We start from the raw sequence: 3,473 nt of genomic DNA on the forward strand, positions 1-3,473 counted from the left end.
AAAGCATTCGTCGAATGGATATCTGTCTCCAGTTATATTTGAAATAACTAGACCAATGAAAAAGGTCGGTTAATTGTGTCTATAAAATTGGGGGAAGATCATTGTATTTAGCCCTATGATTGGATACTATAACTATAACGATGATTATAAAGAAACAAATGTTAGCCCTGCTCAAGACCAAAGATCTCATTTTCTATATGATATAAGATTAGGTTATCTTTTTAACACTAAAATTAAATTTTACTTAGGATTAATTTATTCCGCAATGAAAAGAGACTACACTCCTGGAACGATTCAAAGAGTATCAGCAGGAGCATCAGCGGGTTTTGCAGCAAATAATTTTGCAATTTTACTACATTTCTTCCCATGGTCACAATATAATCATCCAAATTTTAGAGCCTCAGATGGTGTAGGTTTTCAACTTGATGCGGGATATTTTGCTCCATTATCTAAAACATTCTCTTTAGGTATGCAATTTACTTATCGCAATATTTCTTACAATAGTTATACCCCAGTTAGGACAACAACAGGACAATCTAAAGTAATTACTGAAGAAGAGTACCTTCCAATGATTGGATGCGCTGTTGTTTTTTAAGACTGCTAAATTATTCCAAAAAAATCGTTGCATCATATAAATTAAATATAGTAAATATAAACAAAGAAGGATGATCTATCTAGAGACAAAAAAGAAGATATATTACTTAAAATTATTGTTTTATTAATTGACCCTTAATTATAATTATATATAAAAGGTAACAAAAATGCTTAAAATTAAATATATGTCTGTATTATCTTCATTTTTTATATTGACAGCAAACTCACAAGAAAAATCTTACGTCTTATGTTCCCGTAAAAATGATCCTCTTATTTGGAAATGGGCCATTCACAAAAATGGAAAATATGTTGAAGTAACAGGATACCATCTTTAAGGGCGCTGCGATAATCCTAATTATAGTTTAAAAAGCACAAAAATGAATGAACAGATTATGTTTTTTGTACTTGATCCACAAAGTGTTACTTTAGCCCAAAATGCGTGCCCTGCTGGTCATCATTTTCAACCTGCTAAATCCATTAGAGATGTATGGTATCGATTTGCAGAAGGATATCAAAACAAAGTCGAAAAAATATATGATGGACATATGAAATGTCTAACACCATCAGGCAAATTTGAAAATGAAGTAAAAATTTATTGCGCGAACAGTGCAAATCGTTCTGATTGGCATTGGGCCATAAATAAAGACAAATTTGGATATTTTTATGTTCGTGTTTCTGGGGAATGGCTCAATACTAAGGATGAAGTAAATATTTTTTCGTCAACAACAAACTGTAGGAAAGAAAATATTTTTGTCATTGATGAAAAAGATTATATAAAAATACTAGAAGCCTGTCCCGATAATTTTTATCCGCAACCTGCAAGTTATACAAGCAGCCCTCGTTGGTATAGATTTGGATTAAAAAATAATATGGGAATTTCAATTTTACCAGGGTATTCTAATTCCTCTTGTAAGGCAGTACCTATACCTAGAATAGGATAAGTTGTATATAAATACATATACTTAAAGGTAACAAATCTCTTCTTTAATGAGAATTCAATTCTTAAGGTAAGGTTTGCATTTTTATAAAACTGTCATAATGATCTTTCGTATACCACCAATTTTTAGTAAATTTTTGAATTACAATTCGTTTTCTATCGCGACCTTGTTGGCCGGGATAAGGAACATCATATTCTAATAAATCTCCGTTCACTATGTTTCCATTTGAATCCTTAATTAGTCCTTCTTTATTTTGAAATACACGAGGAGCCGGATATTTTTTATTTCTAACATAAAAATCTTGAATTTCGTTATATCTCGTTTTAACTCTATCTGGAATTCCAGATCTTTTTGTTATTGTAATCCAATCATTACTACTTCCAATTTCAGATTGGCTATTTTCAATTTCTGTGATGACAGGGGGCTCAGTAGTTTGTGGATGTAAATTTTGATTTGCATTATTATTTCGAGCTTGAATTAAATTATTATTGATTTCATTTGTATTGTAAGATATTTTTTTAGGAAGTTCATTACTAGAAATTGAAATATGAGAATTATTAATAGGTTTTGTAGACGAAATTGAAATTTTATCCAGCACATTTATTTTTTCTTCGGGACCACCTGCCGCAATATCTACAGCTATTTGTCCAATCATTCCTTGGAGAGAGTAACCGGATTCGGAGTGTAATACTAATCCCTTTGGGATATTCCAATTTGGGCATACTTGATTATCTGCAACAATATATCCCCAATCTGTCCTTGCAAGTGCATGGCCTGCTGCACCTACATGTCTAAAATTTTCTCCAAATTCATTGATACAGGTCTGAACTAATGTCTAACAAACAGAATTGAGCGCAAATGGAATTTGAATTTTACTATCTTCACTTATAGCATGTCTTTTTATACGATTCGAGTTTAAACGAACAGGCATGCCTTCTAAGTTAACAGAAAGCGTACTATGTTCATTAAACTCAGGGGTATGTAATATCCATACAGAACCTTTAATCCAAAATCCTTCTGCATCAGCAGGCGCCCAAACAATGTTTTGAAGTTTATTCGGCTTGGACCATTCCCAATCCCAAGAATTATTTTGATTTACACAAAATAAATAAGATCCTAATGCTTGCGCATCCAATTTAAAAACAACAAAAAAAGCATAGAAAGTTAGTAAAAAAAAACGGTAAAACAATTTCATTATAAACATCCTTATTAAATAATGAATAGGTTAAAGATTGTATTATTTATCTTTGATAAATATAACTAAAATTAAAATTGTAAAATTTAATTTATTGCTTAATATTTATATTAATTTTAAATTATTTTAAAATTTAATAATTAATAAATATCATTCGTTTGATAATATGCACTTTGAATTTAAGCAAGTCTCAAAATATCTTCACCTACCCCAAAAAAATTTCATTTAAAAGATGAAAGCCTCAAAATTGATTAAATGATTGAAAATAATATTATTTAAAAACATTTATTTTAGAAATTAAAAATATTATTTCAAAAATTATTACAAATTTTAATATTATTAAAAACTTTTTGTTTTTAATAAAATTTTAAGAGTCAAAAAAATTTTATATAGATCCTCTTGAATTTTTTTATTGAATTTGAGAAACATTATCAATAGAAAATTTAAACATGAAAGAAACAAAATGAACCAGCCAAATGGAAGTACACGTTCTGTTTTGTTACCTAATAGAAAAAACTTATGGCTTGTTATTCTTTTAGGAGTATTAACAGCATTTGATCCGTTAACTATTGACATGTATTTACCTGCCTTTAATTCTATTCAAAAAGATATGAATACTCATATTTCATTAGTTGAATTATCGTGTCCTCCCAATAAGTGATTTTTACAAAGCATAAATCCAGAATTAAATCTCCTTTTGAGGAGGAGATTTAAATGGAGATGGAAAATAGACTTTTAAAATTGTC

Annotated in this window: 6 protein-coding genes; 4 read left to right on the forward strand and 2 right to left on the reverse strand. The window is 29.3% G+C overall.

What is annotated here, in order from left to right:
- Positions 1-115: 115 nt before the first annotated feature.
- The 3 genes from ACIQ56_RS15700 (at position 116) to ACIQ56_RS15710 (ending at position 1,535) form a co-directional block, all read left to right on the forward strand.
- The gene (locus tag ACIQ56_RS15700) at positions 116-595 is read left to right on the forward strand and encodes a hypothetical protein (protein WP_397601984.1); all 480 of its coding nucleotides are present in this window, start codon (positions 116-118) and stop codon (positions 593-595) included.
- 166 nt (positions 596-761) lie between these two features.
- Positions 762-929: a hypothetical protein gene (locus ACIQ56_RS15705; RefSeq protein ID WP_397601985.1), complete on the forward strand. Its 168-nt coding sequence runs from the start codon at positions 762-764 to the stop codon at positions 927-929.
- A gap of 57 nt (positions 930-986) precedes the next feature.
- Complete coding sequence (locus tag ACIQ56_RS15710) at positions 987-1,535, forward strand: hypothetical protein (protein ID WP_397601986.1); 549 nt, start codon at positions 987-989, stop codon at positions 1,533-1,535.
- A gap of 61 nt (positions 1,536-1,596) precedes the next feature.
- Here ACIQ56_RS15710 and ACIQ56_RS15715 read toward each other — a convergent pair whose 3' ends face one another.
- On the reverse strand, positions 1,597-2,187 hold the full coding sequence (locus ACIQ56_RS15715; RefSeq protein WP_397601987.1) for a ribonuclease domain-containing protein: 591 nt from the start codon (positions 2,185-2,187) through the stop codon (positions 1,597-1,599).
- A gap of 180 nt (positions 2,188-2,367) precedes the next feature.
- Entirely contained in the window at positions 2,368-2,727 is a 360-nt protein-coding gene (locus tag ACIQ56_RS15720) for a hypothetical protein (RefSeq protein ID WP_397601988.1), read from the reverse strand.
- A gap of 463 nt (positions 2,728-3,190) precedes the next feature.
- Here ACIQ56_RS15720 and ACIQ56_RS15725 point away from each other — a divergent pair, with 463 nt between their 5' ends.
- Positions 3,191-3,388, forward strand: coding sequence for a hypothetical protein (locus tag ACIQ56_RS15725; RefSeq protein WP_397601989.1), 198 nt, complete (start codon positions 3,191-3,193; stop codon positions 3,386-3,388).
- Positions 3,389-3,473 lie beyond the last annotated feature (85 nt).

Source organism: Silvanigrella sp. (assembly GCF_044369315.1).
In the GTDB taxonomy this organism is placed as follows: Bacteria; Bdellovibrionota_B; Oligoflexia; order Silvanigrellales; family Silvanigrellaceae; genus Silvanigrella.